Consider the following 19,795-nt stretch of genomic DNA (forward strand, 5'->3'; position numbering starts at 1 on the left):
GCCATTCGAGGTCTTCGAACGTATGCTCGCAACCGCTTCGATACACTCAGCTTCCATTCATTAGCCCCCTGTTGCGCTTCACTCTTGAAACCGCCGGCCCTTCGATTATGTACGGCGCCGCGATGCAATGGCTCAATCCGAAAGCGTGGCTGGCGTCGCTCGCCGGAATGGGCGCCTATGCGGTTGATGGCGGCCGCATGCAGATCTTCCGCTTCGCCGCGATCTATTTTGTGATCTGCTATCTGGCGATCGCGTGCTGGGCCTGGGCAGGAACGTTTCTGCGTCAGTACCTGAACGACGCGAGGCGTGTGCGGCTGCTCAATCGTGTGATGGCGGCGTTGCTGACTGCGAGCGCCATCTACCTGCTTTACGCCTGAACCGTCACTGTCTCGTTGCGATGTTCAGCCGCGGTACTGGTATTGCCCGGGCGTAGCGGCGACAAAGCGCTTGAATTCGCGTTGCAGATGCGCCTGATCGGAGAACCCGGCTTCGAGCGCGACGTCGGCAATCATATGGCCGCGCCTCAGTTGTGCGCGGCTGTACTGGATGCGGCGATTGATCAGATACGCGTGAGGCGTCATGCCGTAGCGCTCCTTGAACGCCCGGATCAGATATGACGCGGAAAGCCCTGCCGCCGCGCAGATTTCTTCAAGTTTCAGTGAGCGGGTGCAGTGCTCGGCGATGTACTCCGCTGCGCGGACCAGCTTATGGTTGGCCTCTGCGATAGGCGCAGGCGCGGGGTTGAGCTTTTGCTGGACCTCGGAGAAAAAGGCGATGGCCCCGTCCTGCTTTTGCAGATGCTCCGCGTGGGCGTCGGTGAGGATGGCATACAGACGATTCAGCCCGGCATACAGGCGGCCATCGGTGCTCATCGTTGCCGAGAAGGGCCTGAAGTCGAGGTTCTGGCTAAAGCCCAGTTCATGCTGGAGTTGGGTAAGCCAGCGCACGTCCACATAGAGCATGCGATACGACCATGGGTGATCGCCATCCGGATTGCAGGCGTGGACCTCTTCCGGGTTCATGACGACTACCGTGCCGGCGCCGATGCGTTCGCGCACCCGGCCGTTGAGATAGATGCTGCGGCCGCCCGTCACCATGCCGATCGAGAAGGTTTCGTGCGAGTGCCTGGCGTAACAGATCCTGCGACCGTCCTGGATTGAGCGGGCCTCGACAAACGGCAGCGCATCGTCGCGCCAGAATTTCGGAGCCGAAGGATCTTTCGCCGGAAGCGTCACGCCGTTCGCCTTGATGAGAGTGGGAGTTCAGGATGGGTCACGCACACTGTACCGCATGCCCGGCAGACAGACTACCCGGCGCACTCAGACGCTAGGTACGCCCGGCCTTCGCGCGGTACACGTCCAGCCCCTTTCTCGCCTGAAGCCGGATCGCGTTTTTCAGCAAGGGCGTCCAGCCGAGCAGGGCGCCCTTGATGCCCAGCGCCTGCTGTGACCAGTTCCATAGATCAAAGGTATCGCGCTGCTCAACGATGCGGCCGTGACGAAACCGGAAGCGCGACCGGACGCGATTGACGACCGGCCGACCGCTTTGCGTGAAGATGTAGCTCGCCACCCAGTTCGCGCTCCCTGCGTCGTCAGTCGCTTCGACGTTGCTGAAGGCCACCGAAAAACCCTGCGCGCGCTGCGTGAGCATGCGCCACATATCGCCGATCTCGCTGCCACGCAGCTCGCCGAACACCGGATCGCTGAACACCGCATCGGCGGCATAGCATTCGTTCATGCCTTCGGCGTCGAGCCGCTGAAATGCGGTGTAGAAGCGCTCGATCAGCTCTGCGTTGGCATGGCTCATTGTCGATTTCCCTGGTTGGCGGAACGCGCGGTGCGCATGGTGTGCGTGCGACGTGCCGCACGTCGCAAAGGTTGCCTGCAACGGCCGTGGCTGTCCAGCGTCGCTCATCCGTGGCCCCTGCCGAACGGGTTCCTTGAGCCGATGGTTATTGCGTGAGGGGAAACCCGCCAGCCGTGAACGCCGATCACGCACATCTGTCAGGACTGGTGCCGAATGCCTCAAGATTTTCGCAGTGCAGCATCCATGATGGTTGTACCACTTTGGCACCGGCAAGCAATGCCTGGCATGATCGATATTCGGTACCCGCCAGCCGAATTCGGGAGATTCTCCCGCCCGCGTCCATTGTCAAGCGCTGCCCCGATGGACTAAGTTGGATAGTGGGCCTGCTCGCTCGCTTACGCGCGGGTCCCGACTGCGAACAATATGCCGGAGACAACGATGCATCTCAAACAAACGGCCGCGCGCATCGCGCTTCTATCGGTCATTGCGGTGATCGGGACGGGCGCGACACTAGCGCGGGGCGCCGCGCCGACCGCCTATGTCACGAGCGAAACGGCGGGTGTCGGCGTGATCGATCTGGACCAGATGACGCTCGCGAAGACCTTTCCGGTCGGCGACGACGGTCCGCGCGGCCTGAGTCTGAACGCCGACGGCACACGGCTTTTCGTCGCCAACAAGAAGACGGGTGACCTGGCCGAAATCGACACGTCGACGGGCCAGGTCACCCGACGCGTGAAGATCGGCAAAAACCCCGAGTTCGTGCGGGTGCGCGGCGGCTACGCGTACGTGACCTACGAGCCAGGCGATACAGGCGCCCCGCCATCCGCGTCAGGTGGAAAGGATGATGACGACGACGCCAACAAGCCGCCCGCGGAGATCGCCGTCATCGACCTGAAGAGCCTGAAGGTGATTCACTCGGTGAAGAGCGGGCACGAGACGGAGGGCGTCGAATTCTCGCCGGACGGCAAGCGGCTGCTCGTCGCCAACGAAGGCGACGATACGGTGTCGGTCTATCGCGTCGGCACGGGCAAGCCGTTTCGCACCGTGCAGTTGCCCAAAGGCTCGCGCCCGCGCGGTATCAGGGCCTCGCCCGATGGCATGCAGTATGTGGTGACGCTGGAGAACTCGAACAAGTTCGTCGTGCTCGATGCGGGCGACCTGAAGACGGTCAAGACCGTCGATACGAAGCTCGGACCCTACGGCGTCGCCTTCGATCCATCAGGGAAGTATTTGCTGGTGGCGGCTGCGCGCGACAAGACGCTGCAGGTGTTCGATGCGAAGACCTACGAGCACATCAGCGACGCCGCGATCGGTCAGCGCTGCTGGCACTTCAGCTTCACGCCTGACGGCACGAAACTGCTGCTCGCGTGCGGCCGGTCGAATGGAGTCTACGTACTGGACGCCACGAATTACCAGACGATCAAGCAGATCGGCGATCTGCCGCTCGCATGGGGAATCGTGACCTGGCCGCGCAGCAACGGCTCAATCGAATCACACTGACAAGGCGCGCTGCCGAAAGAAACCCGCGCGGTGTCCGGCGATACCGGCGCCGCCCGGGTTGCTACTTCCACGCATAGCGCATTCCGACCCACACACCGCGCGGCGCCCCGAGACCCAGGAACTGCTCGTTCACCGGGTTCGCGCCGTCGAACGTGTGGTTCGGACCGTTGAAGAAGTTCTCGCCAAGGATGCCGAAGGTCGAGTACTTCTTGTTCAGCAGGTTCTTGACGGTCGCGAACACCTGAAGCTGTTTCGTGACGTTGTACGTCGTATCGAGGTCGATCAGGAAGTACCCCGAGATCGTGCCGTTCACATCCTGGTTGTTTTCGTCGCCACGCGCGAAGATGCTGCCGCGGTACGTCAGGTTGGTGCCGATATTCCATTTCGCGAACGGCATGTAGTCCAGCCGCAGCTTGACGGTATTGGCTGGAATGCCGGGAATGCGGTCGCCGGATTTCACTGTGATATTGCCGTTGGCGTCCGCGCTGGAGTTGCTCGCGCTGTTCTCGGTCCATGTAGACCGGTAGGTCGCGTCGACATAGCTGTAGCTCGCGCTCACGCCAAGCGGTCCAAACTGGGTTCGACCGGCCAGCTCGAGCCCCTGCCGGCGGGTCTTGCCGACGTTCTGGAAGAACCCGAGCGTGCTCGCCGCGCCGTTGCTGCTGACGAACTGGATGTCGTCGTCGAGCGTGGTGCTGTAGATCGCGGCACTCCATGTGGTCGACTGGCCGATACGCCCGCGTGCGCCCACTTCGAAGGTCTTCGAGATCACCGGCTTCAATGCGGGATCCGCGACGAAGTCGTTGGGCAGCGAGCAGGGCGCGGCGGGGTCGGCGCAGGCCAGTTCGATGGCGGTCGGCGAGCGCATGCCTTCGTTGTAGGTGGCATAGGCGGTGAAATAGTCGGTCGGGTTCCAGTTGAAGCCGATCGCCGGGTTAAAGCGGGAGAACGTATGGTTGCCGTTGAGCAGCGGCTGCACGCCGCTCTCGTCGCTGATCACGGCTTTGGCCCAGTTGTAGCGTCCGGCAAGCGTCATCGACCATGCTTCCGTGAACGACAACGTGTTCTCGAAGTAGATGCCGTAGTTCTCGTTGCGCGTGTCGGCGTTTGTGAGCTGTTCGAACGGGCCGATGCCGACCGTCGCGCGCGCGTCGGTAAAGAACGCGTCCTGCTGGGACTGCGTGAAATGCGAGTTGGCGAGATCGGCGGCGGCGCCGAGCACCAGCTGGTTGTCCATGCCCGCGATCCGGTTCAGCAGTGTCAGTTGCAGGCTCGCGCCGTAGCTGTCGGTGACGATCACCGACTGGTCGTTGGTCGCCTGAACGGTGTCCACATTGCCGGCGCTATCGACGCTGCCGAAGTCGTTATTGACGTTGCTGCTGGTGTTGGTGTTGCGATAGTGGCGGTAATACAGGTTGCCGCTCAGTTCGACGTTCGGCGTGAAGTAGTGCTCGCCCGACAGCGTCAGATAGCCCACGCTGTTGTGGTTCGTGTCCGGATAGGTATAGGCCTGGTCACGGTTGTCGAGAAACGAACGCGGGATGGTCTGCGACCCGTTGAGCGTGTTGTCGGCGCCTCCCATCGACAGCGACACCGTCGTGTCGGAATCGTGATAGCGCAGTTTGCCGAAGGCCTGGCGCAGGCGGCTCGAATTGTGATCGGCCCAGCCATCGTCGTTCGTCACATTGGCGGTGAAGTAGTAATCGAGGTTCTGCCCGATCGCGCCACCCTGCTCGATCTGCGCGACCTTGCGGCCCCACGACCCCAGGCTCACTTCCGCGTTGCCGCCCGGGTACGCGCTGCCGTTCTTCGTCGTGATGGCGATCGCGCCGCCCAGCGTATTGAGGCCGAAACTCGGATTCGAGCCCGGAATCAGCTGCATGGTGCTGATCGCGGCCTGTGGAATGAGGTCCCAGTTCACGACGTCGCCGAACGGTTCGTTGACCCGCACGCCGTCGAGGAACACCGAGAGCCCCTGTGGCGTGCCGAGGAGCGGCGAGGCAGTAAAGCCGCGATAGTTGATGTCGGTCTGCGATGGGTTGCCCTGCGCATCGGAGATGTCGACACCGGGCAGGTTCTGCGCGAAAAACTCGGAAAGCGTGACGGGGTGCTGCTGCTCGATTTCGCGCGCGCGGAAGGTCTGCACGTTGGCCGGCACGCGTTCGAGCGGCGTGCCGACGCCGACGAGGGGCGTGGTGCCGATCACGAGAATCGGCGGCAGCTCCTGCACGGCGGCCGCGGTGGCGGTCGCGGTGGCAGATGAGGCGGCAGCGGGCGTTTCCTGCGCCCACGACACGGCGCTCACGCTGGCGAGCGCGCCGCTGAAGCACAGGCGTAGCGCAGCACGAGGCTTGATCGAATGCCTCCAGGGTGGTTTGCGCGGCTTGCTCGTCATCGTTGTCTCCTGCCGGTACATTCGCTATCGTTGCCGGTATCGGCATGAAGCTGTCGGCGCGGCTTCATCGCCTTACAGAGAGCCTCGCACAAGCTGTCGCCACTGCCACGGGAGGTTTTCCCGATTGTGCGGGGAAGCGTTCCCAAACGCCGTTTCACACGCGCCGCGCATGCGATCAAGACGGGATCGATGAGTAGAATGGCTTCGTGATGCCACCAGAATCCTCGACCCCTTCCGCTGAGGGCAACGCCCCCGCGCCCCGCTCGACGGTGTGGCGCGATCTCGCCTGCGTGGCCGCGCTCACGGTGCTTGCCGCCGTGCTCGGCGCGTTCTTCGACTTCGGCGAGCGCGTCTACCAGTGGACGCGCAGCGCCGAGCGCTTTCAGCTCGACGAACTGCCCGCTACGCTCTTCGTGCTGGCGAGCGGCCTCGCGTGGTTCGCGTGGCGCCGCTATCACGAGTCGCAGCGGGAGCTGCGTCGTGGCCGCGCGCTCGAGCAAGAGGCCGAGCGGCTCCTCGCCGACAACCGGCGTCTCGCGTCCCAGGGTATCGATACGCAGGAGAGTGAGCGTCGTCATCTCGCGCGCGAACTGCACGACGAGCTAGGCCAGTATCTGAACGCGATCTCGCTCGACGCGGCGCGCATCCGCGATCTGTCGGCGGAACGCGAGCCGGAAATCCATCGCGTTTCGCTCGCGTTGATCCAGAGCGCGCATCACGTGTACCGGGAAATCGGCGGCATGATCCGCCGTCTGCGGCCGATCGGTCTCGATGAATTCGGTTTGCCGACTGCGCTCGAACATTGCGTCGATGGCTGGCGCGAACGGTTGCCGGGCGCGTCGTTTGCGCTGACGGTGGAAGGCGATTTCTCGGAACTCACCGACACGCAGAACATCACGCTCTACCGTCTGGTGCAGGAGGGGCTCACCAACGTTTCCAAGTTCGCGCGCCATGCACGGGTGGAAATCTATCTGGTGCGTACGCCGGCTGACCCCGGCGAAATTGTCGTCACCATGGCCGACGACGGTCCGGGCACCGATCTCACGAAGCCCCGCGCGGGGCTCGGACTGATCGGCATGCGGGAGCGCGTCGAAGCCCTGGGCGGCGAATTCCATATCGCCAGCAAGCCGCAGGGCGGCTTTCTGTTTTGCGCACGCGTGCCGGTTCAGGCAGGGTTGCCGGTGCCAAGCGCGCCGAACGATCCCGCCGGGCTTGCGAAGTCGGAGAAATGAAGTCCGAGGCGATTCGCCATCTGCGCGAGTTGCACGCCGTTGTCCGCGCCGAACTTTTGCCGGATCACCGATTGATGGTTGGCGACGGTCTTCTGGCTCAATCCCAGCCGCTCCGCGATGCTCGGCAAGGTATAGCCCTGCACCAGCAGCCGCAGCACCTCGAATTCACGCGCGGAAAGCTGTCGTCCCGGCGGCCCTTCCTGAAAGGTCGCACGCAACGCGAGCGCCTGGGAGACATCCGCGCTGAGATAACAGACGCGCCGTGCGACCGCGCGTACCGCTTCCACCAGCACATCGGGGGCGCTCGCCTTGGTGACATAGCCACGCGCGCCGGCGTCGAGCGCGCGGCGCACGAAGATGGTTTCCTCGTGCACGCTGAAGATCAGCACGTGGGCGTCCGGTTCACGCGCGAGCATCCGCCGCATGGCCTCGATGCCGCTTGCACCGGGCAGCGCCAGGTCCATCACGACGACGTCGGGCTTCAATGCGCAGAAGCGTTGATAGGCGAGGGCGGCGTCACCCGCTTCACCTGCGACGCGCACATCCGGGCTCAGTTCGAGCAGGCGCCGGTAGCCTTCGCGGACCACGGCGTGATCGTCTACCAGCAGGACGGAAATACCGGCGGTGGTCATGGGCGCGCTCCTGTAGGGGCCGCATGGCGAGACTCGCTTTCGCTCCCGGATGCGGCAGCCAGCCGTCGCGAATTGGCATCGTTGCGAAACAGAACCGGGTATTCGTTCGGATGGTCGTCCGGCTTGCGCGCCGCCGCGTCCCGCACAACCTGGACCACGCGTTCGTGCAGAGGGGACTTGTCGCAGACGGGATCGGCGTTCGCGGGGTCGCCGGTCAGCAGATACGCCTGGCAGCGACAGCCGCCGAAATCGCGGGCTTTTTCCTCGCAACTGCGGCACGGCTCCTTCATCCAGCCGAAGCCGCGGAAGCGGTTGAACGCGTCGCTCTCATACCAGATCTCGCGCAACGACGTCGCGGTGACATTGGGAAACGTGAGGCCCGGCAGCGAACGTGCGGCGTGGCAGGGCAGCGCCGCGCCATCCGGCGCAATGCCGAGAAACACCGAGCCCCAGCCGTTCATGCAACGCTTCGGCCGGGTTTCGAAGTAATCAGGGACGACGAAGTAGATCGTGCAGCGCTCGCCGATCTCCTGGCGATACCGGTTCACTACCGCTTCGGCTTCCTGCAGTTGCTCTGCGGTCGGCATCAGTTGCGCGCGGTTTGTGTGCGCCCAGCCGTAGTACTGCGTGTTCGCGAGTTCCAGATACTCGGCGCCCATCGCGAGGGCCATGTCGATGATCCTGTCGACATGCGGCAGGTTGTAGCGATGCAGCACGCAGTTGAGCACCATCGGAAAGCCGTGCGCCTTGATCGACGTGGCCACGCGCTTTTTCAGATCGAACGTGCGGGTGCTGCTGAGGAAATCGTTGAGTTCCTGCGTCGAGTCCTGGAAAGACAGCTGGATATGATCGAGCCCGGCGGCCTTCAACGCATCGAGACGCGCATCGGTCAGGCCGATGCCCGAGGTGATCAGGTTCGTGTAGTAGCCGAGTTGCCGCGCCTCGCCGACCAGCACTTCGAGATCGTCGCGCAACAGCGGCTCGCCGCCGGAAAACCCGAGCTGCGCGGCGCCGAGTGCGCGCGCCTGGCGAAACACGTCGATCCATTGCGCGGTGTCGAGTTCGCGGGCGTGGTCGGTGTAGTTCACCGGGTTGTAGCAGAACACGCAGTGGAGCGGGCAGCGATACGTCAGTTCCGCGAGCAGCCATAGCGGCGGCGCGACGGTGGGCGTGACGTCGTCTGCGTGCATCGCGGTCTGCGCGAGCGGTTCGGGTGGCGTGAGGTCGGTCATGCTGTCTATTCCAGCCAGCCGCGCGTCTTCGCGTGGTCGACGAAGGTCTGCACCTCGGGTGCGAGGCCGGTTGCGTTGAACGCCTTTTCGAGGTCCGCGACGAGCGACGCCATGTCACGCGTGCCGTCGCAACGCAAGAGGATCTGCGCGGCGCTCGGGTTCAGTTTGACCATGCCTTCGGGGTAGAGCAGAACGTGGGCGTCCTGCGCCGGCTCCCATTGCAGGCGGAACAGTTTCCTGAGTTGCGGACGCCATGTGGATGACGTGTCCGCTGCCGGGTGCTCGATCGGTGCGTTGTCGTTCATGTCGGGAAGGCCTTTTCGATGGCATCCAGCATGGTCCACAGGATGTCGAGCTTGAACTGCAGGATCTCCAGCGCGCGCTCCTGCTGCTCACGCGTCCTGAAATAATCGAGCGTCACCGCGAGACCGTGCTCCACATCGCGCTGCGCGAGCGAGATGCGCGAGCGGAAGTAGGTGAGGCCAGCCGGTTCGATCCACGGATAGTGTTGTGGCCACGTCGCGAGCCGGTCGCGATGGATCTGCGGCGCGAAGATCTCGGTGAGCGACGAGCACACCGCTTCCTGCCACGGCGCACGGCGCGCGAAATTCACATACGCGTCGACGGCAAAGCGCACGCCAGGCACGACGTGTTCGAGCGACCACAGCTCGTCGCGCGTGAGGCCCACCGCATCGCCAAGCCGAGCCCATGTTTCGATGCCGCCTTCGTCGTTGCCGTTGCCGTCGTGGTCGAGAATGCGCTGCACCCAGCGGCGGCGCGTCTCCCGATCGGGGCAATTCGACATGATCGCGGCATCTTTCAGCGGAATGTTGATCTGGTAATAGAAGCGGTTCGAGACCCAGCCGCGGATCTGCTCGCGCGAAGCGCCGCCGCTGTTCATCTTCACGTTGAACGGATGATGAATGTGATAACCCGCGCCTTTCGCACGCAACTGGGTTTCGAACTCCGCACGCGTCCACGCGGGCTGCGTGGGGTGATCGCGGGCAGTGCCCGGGTTCAGGTCCGTCGAGGCCGTCTGCAGGGCGGTAGAGGGTGCGTCGATTGAGTTCACCAGCAGGTCTCCGTCAATTGAAATCACAGGTCATGGTCAGAGTTCGAACGCCATGCCATCGCAGGCAACCTCGATGCCGTGTTCGGCAAGCAGGCGCCGCTCCGGACCATCTTCGACAAGAATCGGATTGGTGTTGTTGATATGGATCAGTACCTTGCGGACACTGGGACGATTGATGGAGTCAAGCACCTCGATCATGCCGCCCGGACCGGTTTGTGCGAGATGACCCATGTCGGCAGCGGTTTTCTTCGACAGACCGAGCTTGATCATCTCGTCATTGGTCCAGCACGTGCCGTCGACCAGCAGCAGGTCCGCGTCTTTCATCGCCGCCATCACATGCGGCTCGATCTTGCCGAGTCCCGGCGCGTAAAACGCGCGCTTGCCGGACGAGGCATCGGTGAAGGTGAGACCGATGTTGTCGCCCGGTTGCGGCGCGTTGCGGTGCGGCGAATACGGCGGCGCCTTGCTCGACAGCGCCAGCGCCGCGATGTCGACGCCGGAGAGCGCAGGGATCGAAAACCCGCCAGCAAGCGGGATGGCGTGCCGTTCCACGCCGCAGTAGTGCGACAGGATCGACGTCACCGGAAAGCCGCTGCTCAGGTCCTGCCAGACGACATCGGTCGTATGGAGCGGCAGCGGCGTATCGCGCTCGCGCAGCATCAGGAGGCCGGTCACATGATCGATCTGCGCGTCGATCGTCAGCACGGCAGCGATGCCGCTGTCGCGTGCGCGACGGGCGGGTTGAAGCTCGGGGTGCGCGGCGATCTGCGCAAGAATGTCCGGCGATGCATTGACGAGCAGCCAGTCCTCGCCGTTCGCACTGACGACGATCGACGACTGCGTGCGCGGCGTCGCCTTGAGCGTGCCGCGACGCACGCCGTCGCAGTTGCGGCAGTTGCAGTTCCACTGCGGAAAGCCACCGCCTGCGGAAGAGCCGAGTACGCGGATTTTCATCGCTTATCCTTGTGATGCCTGTGATTTCCGTGATACGGCGCAGCTTTCGTCATGGCAGCATCCTCGCAAGCAGTCCGTCGCGGTCGATCAGCTGATGCTTGAGCGCCCCTGCGATATGCAGCGCGACCAGCGCGATCAACACCCAGGCGCAGACGTCATGAATGCCGAAGAACAGGCTGCGCAGACCCTTGTCGTCCCAGCCCCACTTCGGCAGCGGGATACCCCAGAAGCGCGTGCCGTACTGGTTGAACGACGAGCCGAGATAGCCCGAGAGCGGCATCACGACCATCCCTGCGTATAAAAGAACCTGCGTAGTGCGCGCGGCGGCGCGTTGCCACGCTCGCATCGGCGGCAGGGCCGGTCGTCCGACGGCCATGCGCACTACCATGCGGATCAGCACCAGCAGGAAAACCGTCATCCCGAGCGACTTGTGGAAGTTGATCAGTGTCGCCTTGAAGGGCAGGCCCTTCGGCAGTCCGACCATATAGAGGCCGACGCCGAGCATCGCGATGATGATGAGCGCGATCAGCCAGTGCAGCACGATCAGCGACGGGGCATAGCGCGCCTCGGCGTCACCTGTATCGTGCGTCGCGACCGGCGTTTGCGCAGTGTTCATGTCGTCTCCTTTTTTATCGCCAAAGCGTCTGCCTCGGACGCTTCTTAGACTCTCTGTTTGTTCCTCTCAAGTCGAGCGGGCTATCCGGTTTACCCCGGGTTTGCGGCTCGCTTTGGCCCCGGGTCCAACCAGCCCGTCACCCGACGATCAGCAGTTCGCCCCTTCCGTCTACCGCCAGGTCGCCCGCGTAACGGCGCGGCAGCGAGGTGGCGCGTAACGTCGAAAAAGGCGCAATCTCGTTCGCGAGCGAGCGCACCAGCAGCGACCAGAACACATCGAATCCAAAGCCGCCTTCGGTGAAGGTCGGCGGCAGCCTGTCGGGCGCCTGCGTGAGCAGCAGCGTGCCGCGTCGCATGCCATAACCATAGTGTGCGCCGAGTCGCCCGGCGATGCCGAGCGTGCCCGCGACGAGGCGCGAAGCGGCGCATTCGCCCGCATCGCCGCCCACCAGCACGAGGCCGCGCCGCATGCGGTCGCCAAGACGCGCGCCAACGTTGCCGTGGATCGTCAGCGTGCCGCCTGTCATGCCTTCCATGTCGCCTGGCAGCGTCCCGGCGGCGAAGTCACCGCTGTTGCCGGTGATCGTCAGGCGGCCGCCGCTCATCCCGCAACCGCTAAAGGCGCCCGCATCGCCTTCGATGCGCAATTCGCCGCCAGCCATCCGGTAGCCGGCGTAATCCCCGCACGAACCATGCAGGGTGAGGTTGCCTTCGCCGAGATGCGCGCCGAGGCGGTCGAGCCAGCGCACGTCCCCGTCGATGGCGAGCGCGGCGGTTTCGCTGTCGGCGCGCGAAATCTCGAAGAGCTCGCCTGTCAGGCAGCTTTCATTGCCTGCTGGCAGCACGATGCGCGCAATCTCCGCGACCGGGAGCGGCGCGAGCTTCGCCGGCAAAAGTGGCGACGCATCCACGCGGAAGCCGGGCGTCTGTTTCAGGCGCAACGTGATCGCGCTCATCCCGGCCTCCCCACGACATCGCCGGCCAGCTTGTGCAGATGGAAGTGATAAGGCCCGAGCTTGCCGCCGTAGTTGCCCGCGGAGATGCGCAGCACGCCCGCCCGGTTGCCCCGCCCGGCGGCAGCGGCGATGCCCGCTGTCATCGCCGCGCCGACGTCGCTGTCGGTGAGGCCGTCGATCACGATCTCCATCACACAGCCCACATCGGCAGTAAGTTCGCTTTTCTTCGACAGGCCCATGAGGGTCGGGCAGAACGCGTCGTTGGTGGACGCCATGGCGCCGGCATATTTCGAACCGACCTTGGAGCCCGAGCGAACGACGCCGCCCGGAAACGGCATGATCACATTCGGCAGCGCGCGCATTGCGTCGGCGGCGGCCTCGGCCGCGGCGAGCGCTGCGTCGAGGTCGCGCGCGAGCAGCAGCAGGTTGCCGCCGCCCACTGCCTTGACGGTGAGCGTCGTTTCCTCGCAGACGAATTCGCCATCCATCACCGGCACGCGCCAGTAGCGCGTCTGGCCGATCATTTTCGAAATCTGCCAGCCGTCGCCGAAAAACCGCAGGCCCGCCCCGAGCGACGCGCGATCGGACAACGGCGCGCGGCTCGTCGCCGGATCGATGCCGCTATAGACGGCGGTAGTCGGGCAGGTCAGCACGCATTGCCCGACGCGCCGCTCGATCTGCTTCGCCAGTTCCTTCGACGACACCGCGAACAGCAATACCGCGACACCCGGCCGTCCGTCCGGGGTTTCGCTGGGGAGAAGCGTGCGCTCGATGCCGGCCTCGCAGCCGCAGCCGATCACCGATGTCGCGAAACCGGTCAGCGACTGCGCAGCGTGATTCGCCCACACGGGGGTGTGCGCGGTGATGACGAGCCGGGTCGCTTTCATCGGAAACGCTTCCGCGAAGGTGTCGTCGATCAGGGTGCCGTTGATGTCCATGGGCCGCTCGCTCGTCAAGGGTTCGCGAAGCAGGCGACGGGCAGCAGCTTGCCACCCCGGCAGCACGCGCAGATTTCGTCGTCGCTGATGGCGGCGTGCGCGAAGTTGCCCACCAGGTTGGCGTCGCTATAGGCGCGCAGCGTCTTTTCGATCCCGCGGTCGAAGTCCGGCGATACATAGTGAATGCCGCCCCTCGGCGTTGCGACCAGCGTCCCGTCCCGCGCGACCAGCTGGCCGTCCTTGAACACATACGCGGGCGACGTAAACATCCGCTCGCGATCCGGCTCGTCGCGATAGACGGCGATATCGGCCGCCGCGCCTGCGCCGAGATGTCCGCGATCTTTCAGGCCGAGGAGCCGCGCCGGTCCGGCACGCGTGATGATCGCGATGTCGTACAGCGACAGTTCGCGCTTCAGTTCGGGCAGGGCGCTGGCGACCTGGGCTTCCGGATGGAGCTTCGCGAGCTGTTCGTCGCGAAACGTCTTGTCCATCAGCAGGCGGATCAGATGCGGGTAGCTCGTGAACGGGCCGCCGTTAGGATGGTCGGTTGTCATCGACACGCGCCACGGGTCGTTCACCAGCAGGAAGATCTCGAGGCCGATGATCCATTGCAGCGCGTTCACGTAACTCTGTTCGCGATAGCGGAACGGCACGATGCCGCAGCCGGCATCGCATTCGATGTCGCCGACGATCCACTTGCGCGGTGTCGAGAGCGGCGCGTTTTTGAACTGCATCATCGTATCGCCGGACGCGGTGACGGTTTGTCCGAAGATGATCTGCCCGACGTCGATCGACACATTCGGCCGGGCGTTGACCGCATCGGCAATCGCGCGTGCGCCTGAAGAGAATTTGCGCGGACCTTCGACGCCGTAGCTATGAAACTGGATATGCGTGAGATGGATGGGGAGGCCGTCGGCGGCGTCCATCGTGGCGATCGTCGAATCGATGTTGCCGGGCACGCCGAGATTGCTCGCATGCACATGCAACGGATGGGGCACGCGCAGTTCGGTCAGCGCGCGCGACAGCGTGCGCAGCACCTCGCGCGGCGTGATGCCGTAGTGCACGTGGGCTTCGTCGACGTCGAGCGAACGCTGGTTGAACTTGAACGCCGAGATGCCACCCGGATTGACCACCTTCACGCCGAGCGCCTTGCTCGCGCAGAGCGTCCAGCCGACGTAGTCGCGCAGACGCTCGAAGGGGTCGCGCGCGGCAAGCATCTGCAGGAACAGTTCGTCGTTGCCGAGCATCACGTAGGCGCCGTGGTCGATGATCGGCGTGTCGCCCATTTCGAGGTGCGTGTGGCGCGCGTTGGACGGCATCATCGCCGGCTCGAATGCCGCCGTGTAGCCCATTTCCGCGTAACGGTAGCCGGTCGCGAGCGTGCCCGGCGTACAGACGCCGCACGAAGGCAGACGCAGATAACGGCCCGCGCCGTCCTGCACCCCTTCGTAAGCGGAATCGCGCACAGGGTCGTTGCGGTGATCTTCTGGCAGCAGCAGGCGCGACAGGTTGGTCTTGCCGCCGCCGATGTGCGAATGCAGATCGATGCCGCCTGCCATCACGATCATCCCGGTGGCGTCGTATTCGTGATCGACGGCGCCCGCGCTGGCCGGATCAGCGACGATGCGGCCGTCGCGAACGTACAGATCGCGGCGCTCGCCGTTCACGCTGTTGGTGGGGTCGTAGAGGATGCCGCCTTTCAGCCGGGTGAGGCTCATGGCACGCTCCGCCTTGCCTGTGCGAGCCGCGAGGACAGAAGGGTCGCGATGGTGGCCACCGTCGGAAGCTCGACCTTGCGCGCGGCGAAGAGCGGTACGACGACCGATCCATCGACGCGAAACAGATGCCCGCCGCAATCGATCCCTGTTGTCGCAACCGGGATGTAGACGGCAGGCGCGCGGCAGTTGCCACCTGCAGGGCTGCGCGCAAGCGCCGGGTGCCCCAGTACGATCGCCGGCACGTCCGGATCGAGCGCCTCGGGAAGCGGCTCGGGGCCGAACGCGGAGACCCACAGCAAGGCGTCGATTGCCCGGTCCGCGAGCAGACGCGCCGTCTGATAACGGTAGGGATCGTATTCGAGCGGCGGCTCGTCGGCGCGACGGGCGGGCCTTGCGACACGCGTGCGCAGCGGGAAGCCTGACAGCCACGTGAGCGTCTGGCTGGCGCTCAATGCGCCGTCGTCGCCGCCGAGCGGGAGGCCGCCTGCGCGGGTCGTCCGGTTCACGGCCTTGATGATCCGGTTCAACGCCTCGATGAGCAGCGCCGCATGTGGACCGGGCAGCGCCGCCGGCTCGTAGACGAACGCCGTATAGCGCGAGGCCGCCACCCGTTCGATCAGCAACGGGAGTTCACGGGCGATGCCGCTGTCGTCGCGCAATGCTTCCACCGTGCGGCCTTCCAGCAGCGCCGACCAGAGCGCGAGGACATCGTAGAGGTCGGCGCCCGCGAGGATCGAACCGGTACTTGCCTCTACGACGGCGGACGCCGCCGGGTCGACCGTGCAGCCGACAAAGCACAACGCCTGCTGGCGGCTGGTTCCAGCGAGCACGCGTTCGTAAAAGCGCGGATAGCGTGCCGACGGCTGGCACGCGAACACCACCACCAGGTCGGCGCGCGTGCGGACTTCGGACAGAGTCGTGAAGAACACGCCGCGATCCTGCAGCGCGAGCGTCGAAGCGGCCTGCGCATCGCCGTGCAGATGGTCGAGGATGGCGCCGCAGCCCGAGGCCAGTTCATACAGCGAGCGCGTGCCGGCGATGTCCGTGGCGAGTCCGCCGAAGAGCGGCCGGCGCGCGTGCGACAGGATCTCGGTGGCACGGGCCAGTGCGCTATCGAGGTCGGTGTCCTGACCGTCGATGGCCGGTTTGCACGAGGCGTCGGCGGCGCCATAGAGCGCAAGCGCTGCGGCAAGCCGCGGGCAGTCGGTGGCGGGCGCGCTCAGGCTCTCATCGGCGTGTAGGGTCGCCGCGATGTCATCGCAGTGCAGCGGGCAGAAAGGGCAGGTCCAGTCGGGCGTGACGAATACCGGGGTCCCCGCTTGACCGGCGCTCGAAGAAAGAGTGGACGAACTGTGCATGGCCGCGATTCAGCAAGGACCATGCCGGATTGGCGACGCGTCGAATCTTTCGACATTGCGCGATCGGTGCACCCGAGCGCGGCGATGCGAATAGCGGGGGCATCGCAGGGAGCGTGTAACGGGCCGCATCGCTTCACGGAAAACGCACAGGTGTCGGCGCGAGCCCCGGTCGCCGCGCGCAGCACAGTTTGTGCGTCAAGCTGAAACACTGTGTCACTTGCCGGTCACGCGCTGCAACACCTCACCTTGCCAATGCCTTACGCCCCTCTCGCGCCACCCACTGGCACGGATATTGTGTGGAGCGGCTACGTACGAACAGCGGCTGGGACGTCGAGCCGTCGGTCGTGAAGCGCCGAAGCAACCAGCCACGCGGCCGCGCCGCTCTTCATGGCGGCCGCAAGGTCGGCGTGGCCGCGGATGCCGCCCGCGCCGATCAGCATGCGCTCGCCGGCTTTGGCGCGGATCGCCGAGAAGGTCTTGAGATCGGGACCTTCGTAGGCGCCCACCTGATCGAGCGTCATCGCGATGATGCGTGACGGCCACCAGGCGGTCGACTGGCGAAGCGCGGCCTGATCGGCAGCCGGGTCGGCGAGCAGCTGGCCGGCGCGATGATCGAGCGACAGGATCGGCGCGAGACCTGCTGCTTCGGCGTCGTGCAGTGCAGCAGGGTCGCGTAGCGATTCGGTGCCGAATACCGGCACGAGTGTGGCGGTGGAACAGCAGGGTGGCGCGACGGAGGCAGGCCGGATGGATTCGATGTTCGCGTGGATGCGATCGAACAGGGACCGTACCGAAGCGAAGTCGGCAAAGCCGGCGTCGAGCCAGATTTCGACGCCGAAGTGGGTTTCAGAGAGAGCGTTGCAGAGGACGGCCAGGGTTTCAGCGTGGTCGCCCGGCTGTTGGATCGCGTTGAGATCTGCGACGTACAGCGTACGTGTGCCGGAAGCGCCAAGGAGGGCACGGGCGACGGTGAGCGGATCGCTGCCGTCGCACAGCATCGACTGGACTGGCCGGTAGCGCGCCCGCTCGCCGCGCACGGCCCGCACGGCGTGGCCGTCGAGCAGATCGAGAACCGGTATCACCTGCATGGATGACTTCCCTTGATCAAGCTATTTGTCTACGAGTATCTCACCGGCGGCGGCATCGACCCGGACCTGGCTGGCGAGGGTAGCCTCGCCGATCTGAGCGCGCTCATCGTCGAAGGCCGCGCGATGCGCGACGCCCTGGTGGCGGATCTGCTCGAACTCGACGGCGTGCAGGTGAGCTTCGCCGCCTCGCGCTTTGAGCGGGTCGATCCGGCGCGTGCTCACTTCATCGCCCGGCCCGGCGAGCCGATGATGCGCTTTGTCGGGCGCGTGGCGGCCGGGCACGATTATGCGTGGATCATCGCGCCGGAGTGCGACAGCCTGCTGCTGCAACTGCACGACGTGGTCGGCGCCAAACGGTGGCTGGGTTGTACGCGGCAGGCGATCAGCACGGCGTCGAGCAAGCGGGAGACCGCCGCGTGCCTGGCCGCGCAGGGCATCGTGGCGACACCGGCGCTCCTGCCGCATGAGGCTGTGGCGCACGAAGGCAGCCGCTGGGTCGTCAAGCCCGACGACGGCGCGGGCGGCCTGGACACTTTTCTGTTCGACCACCTGGACGACGCCTGCGCCGAGTACAACGCGCGCGCGGCGGCGGGGCGTAATCCGGTGCTGCAGGAGTGGATCGAAGGAGAGCCGCTGAGCCTTTCGCTGATCTGCGGCGAGCACGGCGCCGAACTCATCAGCATCAACCGGCAGCAGATCGGCGTGGCCGAAGCCGCTGCGTCGGGTCATACGGAGCGCGTGGTCGAATTCAGCGGTGTCGAGGTCGATCAGATCGATCGTCACGGCGCACGTGGCCGTGTCCTCGAAGCGCTCGCGCAGCGTGTCGTCGCTGCGCTGCCGGGTCTCTTCGGGTTCGCCGGGATCGATCTGGTCTGGCATCCGCAGCGCGGCCCGGTTGTGATCGAGGTAAATCCCCGGTTCACGGCGGCGTATGCCGGGCTGTCCGCGCGCCTTGGGCGCAACCTCGCGGGATGTCTGCTGGCCGTTCATGGCGTGGTTCTGCCGCATCGGCCTGCCGAAGTCGCGGCAGCAGCAGACCCGGACCCTGACGCCGTGGCGGTGCGCATGTGCGGAGCATCGTCGCGATGACAGCCTCCCTTCCCGCGACGGCGGCCTGTCCGCTTCTCGATTCATCCACCGCCGGGCCGGTGTTCGGCTGGGACGTGGGCGGCGCGCATGTGAAGGTGTCGATGGTGGATGCCTCCGGTTCACTGCTCGATGTCGCGCAATGGGCCTGTCCGTTGTGGCAGGGTCTGGAGCATCTGGAACGGGTGATCGATCTTGTGTTCGTCCGCTGGCCGGATGCGCGTGCCGCCACGGCACGGCACGCGATCACGATGACCGGCGAGATGGTCGATCTGTTCGCCGATCGCGCCGAGGGGGTACGCACGCTCACGTGTGCGCTTTCACAGCGGCTCGGCCCGGGCACGCTTTTCTTCGCCGGCGCGCAAGGGTGGCTCGCGCCGTCGGCATGCGCCGACGGCTGGCGTGCCGTGGCTTCCGCGAACTGGCTTGCCACGGCCGAATGGGTGGCAACCCGCGTGGCCGATGCGTTGCTCGTCGACATCGGCAGCACCACCACCGACATCATTCCGCTCGTCTCCGGCCGGGTGGCCGCGAGCGGACGCAACGACGCCGACCGGCTTGTCAGTGGCGAACTCGTCTACCAGGGTGTCGTGCGCACGCCGCTGTGCGGCGTGGCGCACCGCATCCGTTTCCGCGACCAGGCAGCGAACGTGATGAACGAATGGTTCGCGACGACGGCGGACGTCTATCGCCTTACGGGCGAACTGTGGCCGCCGCACGACCAGCATCCGAGCGCCGATAACGGACCGAAGACCGAGGCCGCGAGCCGCGTGCGGCTCGCACGGATGATCGGCCGCGACGCCGCCGAGGCGAGCGACGCGGAATGGATGGATTTCGCGAAGCGCTGGCGTCGCGAGCAACTGGCGACCATCGCGACGAATCTCGCACGGGTGCGCGCTGCGCATCCGGCGCTATCGACCGCGCCGCTGGTCGGCGGAGGATGCGGGCGCTTCCTCGTGGCGGCGCTGGCGCAGCAGGACGGCTGCAGCTATATCGATTTCGCCGCGCTCGCCGGCGTTGGGCAGGCGGGTGCGGAATCCCGTGAATGGATCGCGACCTGCGCGCCAAGTGTGGCGGTCGCCTTGCTGGCCGTGGCGGGCGCACGGCTCGACGTGCAGCGGGTTGCTGCGTCGGATCGACCAGCCGGGTAGCGGGTCACGTCATGGAGCGCGGAACGGAACGAATCACAGTGGGCCCGCGGAGCAAGGGTCTG

18 protein-coding genes and 1 pseudogene are annotated in these 19,795 nt (G+C 65.3%); 5 read left to right on the plus strand and 14 right to left on the minus strand.

Annotated features, from left to right (window positions below; translation table 11 throughout):
* Positions 1–95: 95 nt before the first annotated feature.
* Positions 96–377: pseudogene (locus P3T23_RS35545) on the plus strand (LysE family translocator); the annotation flags it as partial.
* Positions 378–401: 24 nt separating this feature from the next.
* Here the strand turns inward: P3T23_RS35545 and P3T23_RS35550 are convergent.
* Positions 402–1,235: an AraC family transcriptional regulator gene (locus P3T23_RS35550; RefSeq protein WP_429320741.1), complete on the minus strand. Its 834-nt coding sequence runs from the start codon at positions 1,233–1,235 to the stop codon at positions 402–404.
* A 91-nt stretch (positions 1,236–1,326) separates the two neighbouring features.
* Positions 1,327–1,806, minus strand: coding sequence for a nuclear transport factor 2 family protein (locus P3T23_RS35555; RefSeq protein ID WP_429320742.1), 480 nt, complete (start codon positions 1,804–1,806; stop codon positions 1,327–1,329).
* 423 nt (positions 1,807–2,229) lie between these two features.
* On the opposite strand from P3T23_RS35555, the gene P3T23_RS35560 reads away from it, so the two are divergent.
* Complete coding sequence (locus tag P3T23_RS35560) at positions 2,230–3,306, plus strand: beta-propeller fold lactonase family protein (protein ID WP_429320743.1); 1,077 nt, start codon at positions 2,230–2,232, stop codon at positions 3,304–3,306.
* Between the two features lie 61 nt (positions 3,307–3,367).
* Here the strand turns inward: P3T23_RS35560 and P3T23_RS35565 are convergent, their stop codons facing one another.
* Entirely contained in the window at positions 3,368–5,701 is a 2,334-nt protein-coding gene (locus tag P3T23_RS35565; RefSeq protein WP_429320744.1) for a TonB-dependent receptor, read from the minus strand.
* Positions 5,702–5,910: 209 nt separating this feature from the next.
* Between P3T23_RS35565 and P3T23_RS35570 the strand changes: the two genes are divergently transcribed.
* Positions 5,911–6,933: an ATP-binding protein gene (locus P3T23_RS35570; protein ID WP_429320745.1), complete on the plus strand. Its 1,023-nt coding sequence runs from the start codon at positions 5,911–5,913 to the stop codon at positions 6,931–6,933.
* Here the strand turns inward: P3T23_RS35570 and P3T23_RS35575 are convergent.
* From P3T23_RS35575 to P3T23_RS35625, 11 genes are all read right to left on the minus strand, one after another.
* The gene (locus tag P3T23_RS35575; protein WP_429320746.1) at positions 6,867–7,565 is read right to left on the minus strand and encodes a response regulator; all 699 of its coding nucleotides are present in this window, start codon (positions 7,563–7,565) and stop codon (positions 6,867–6,869) included. The genes P3T23_RS35570 and P3T23_RS35575 overlap by 67 nt on opposite strands.
* A complete protein-coding gene (pqqE, locus tag P3T23_RS35580) occupies positions 7,562–8,797 on the minus strand; it encodes a pyrroloquinoline quinone biosynthesis protein PqqE (protein WP_429320747.1) in 1,236 nt (411 codons plus the stop codon). Before pqqE ends, P3T23_RS35575 begins: the two co-directional genes overlap by 4 nt.
* Positions 8,798–8,802: 5 nt before the next feature.
* On the minus strand, positions 8,803–9,102 hold the full coding sequence (gene pqqD / locus P3T23_RS35585; protein WP_429320748.1) for a pyrroloquinoline quinone biosynthesis peptide chaperone PqqD: 300 nt from the start codon (positions 9,100–9,102) through the stop codon (positions 8,803–8,805).
* The gene (gene pqqC / locus P3T23_RS35590; RefSeq protein WP_429320820.1) at positions 9,099–9,839 is read right to left on the minus strand and encodes a pyrroloquinoline-quinone synthase PqqC; all 741 of its coding nucleotides are present in this window, start codon (positions 9,837–9,839) and stop codon (positions 9,099–9,101) included. The genes pqqD and pqqC overlap by 4 nt, the downstream gene beginning before the upstream one ends.
* A gap of 66 nt (positions 9,840–9,905) precedes the next feature.
* Entirely contained in the window at positions 9,906–10,823 is a 918-nt protein-coding gene (pqqB, locus tag P3T23_RS35595; RefSeq protein WP_429320749.1) for a pyrroloquinoline quinone biosynthesis protein PqqB, read from the minus strand.
* A gap of 49 nt (positions 10,824–10,872) precedes the next feature.
* A complete protein-coding gene (locus tag P3T23_RS35600; RefSeq protein ID WP_429320750.1) occupies positions 10,873–11,439 on the minus strand; it encodes a cytochrome b in 567 nt (188 codons plus the stop codon).
* 136 nt (positions 11,440–11,575) lie between these two features.
* Positions 11,576–12,394: a formylmethanofuran dehydrogenase subunit C gene (locus P3T23_RS35605; protein WP_429320751.1), complete on the minus strand. Its 819-nt coding sequence runs from the start codon at positions 12,392–12,394 to the stop codon at positions 11,576–11,578.
* Complete coding sequence (gene fhcD, locus P3T23_RS35610) at positions 12,391–13,332, minus strand: formylmethanofuran--tetrahydromethanopterin N-formyltransferase (RefSeq protein ID WP_429320752.1); 942 nt, start codon at positions 13,330–13,332, stop codon at positions 12,391–12,393. Before fhcD ends, P3T23_RS35605 begins: the two co-directional genes overlap by 4 nt.
* A 14-nt stretch (positions 13,333–13,346) precedes the next feature.
* Positions 13,347–15,050 carry a formylmethanofuran dehydrogenase subunit A gene (locus P3T23_RS35615; RefSeq protein ID WP_429320753.1) on the minus strand — a complete coding sequence of 568 codons (1,704 nt, stop codon included), beginning with the start codon at positions 15,048–15,050 and terminating at the stop codon, positions 13,347–13,349.
* Positions 15,047–16,408 (minus strand): formylmethanofuran dehydrogenase, encoded by a 1,362-nt coding sequence (locus P3T23_RS35620; RefSeq protein ID WP_429320754.1) that lies wholly within the window; start codon positions 16,406–16,408, stop codon positions 15,047–15,049. Before P3T23_RS35620 ends, P3T23_RS35615 begins: the two co-directional genes overlap by 4 nt.
* Before the next feature lie 305 nt (positions 16,409–16,713).
* Positions 16,714–17,496, minus strand: coding sequence for a HisA/HisF-related TIM barrel protein (locus tag P3T23_RS35625; RefSeq protein WP_429320755.1), 783 nt, complete (start codon positions 17,494–17,496; stop codon positions 16,714–16,716).
* A 12-nt stretch (positions 17,497–17,508) separates the two neighbouring features.
* On the opposite strand from P3T23_RS35625, the gene P3T23_RS35630 reads away from it, so the two are divergent.
* Both P3T23_RS35630 and P3T23_RS35635 read left to right on the plus strand, forming a co-directional pair.
* Positions 17,509–18,585 (plus strand): ATP-grasp domain-containing protein, encoded by a 1,077-nt coding sequence (locus tag P3T23_RS35630; protein ID WP_429320756.1) that lies wholly within the window; start codon positions 17,509–17,511, stop codon positions 18,583–18,585.
* Positions 18,582–19,733, plus strand: a complete 1,152-nt coding sequence (locus P3T23_RS35635; RefSeq protein WP_429320757.1) for a hydantoinase/oxoprolinase family protein — start codon at positions 18,582–18,584, stop codon at positions 19,731–19,733. Before P3T23_RS35630 ends, P3T23_RS35635 begins: the two co-directional genes overlap by 4 nt.
* The last annotated feature ends 62 nt before the right edge of the window (positions 19,734–19,795 follow it).

The organism is Paraburkholderia sp. GAS448, from assembly GCF_050435685.1.
Taxonomy (GTDB): domain Bacteria; phylum Pseudomonadota; class Gammaproteobacteria; order Burkholderiales; family Burkholderiaceae; genus Paraburkholderia.